The following is a 527-nucleotide window of genomic DNA, read 5'->3' on the forward strand; positions in this document are numbered from 1 at the left end:
GCAAAAGACAGGACGCCGGAGGTGTACTTTTTGGCGTAGGGCGAGGCGTCGATAAGCTCCCGGACCTCCTCCGGCTTTCCCTGCAGGACGATGGCCCCGTCGCGCTGGCGGTCTTTCCCCAGCAGATAATCCACCGGCCCGGCACCGCCGCCTCGCCCTCGCGGATGAAACTTAACGATCATCGTCTGCCCCCTTTTCCAGCACGGCATGCCGCAGCCGCTCGAGTTCGGCATCAATGGCCATCAGCGCGGCCACCACCTGAACCCGGTCAGCGCCTGACCACTGGCCGCCGTTAATTTTCCGGGCGATCTGGTTGAGGTTGTTNCGCGCCGGGCGCGTATCGAGACAGGTTTCCCGCATCCACACCGCCAGTTGCCTTCCATTGCAGCGCTCCAGCAGCTGCTGGTACTCCCCATCGGTCACCCGGATACCTAAAAAACGGGTACGCTTAACCGCCATCCTCTCCTCCGATATCCGCAAAATGTGACCGGGCTGAACGCTCAAGCTCTGCCATCTGCTCCCGGCGG

The 527-nt window shown here is 62.7% G+C and carries 2 protein-coding genes; both read right to left on the reverse strand.

What is annotated here, in order from left to right; all coding sequences use genetic code 11:
• On the reverse strand, window positions 1-182 hold a 182-nt coding region (locus ABD093_RS03060; protein WP_425546208.1), incomplete at its 3' end, for a hypothetical protein.
• Window positions 172-459 (reverse strand): MobC family plasmid mobilization relaxosome protein, encoded by a 288-nt coding sequence (locus tag ABD093_RS03065; protein WP_343922349.1) that lies wholly within the window; start codon window positions 457-459, stop codon window positions 172-174. The genes ABD093_RS03065 and ABD093_RS03060, both read right to left, overlap by 11 nt.
• Between the last annotated feature and the right edge of the window lie 68 nt (window positions 460-527).

The sequence above is a fragment of the Brachybacterium tyrofermentans genome (genome assembly GCF_039526165.1).
Classification (GTDB): domain Bacteria; phylum Actinomycetota; class Actinomycetes; order Actinomycetales; family Dermabacteraceae; genus Brachybacterium; species Brachybacterium tyrofermentans.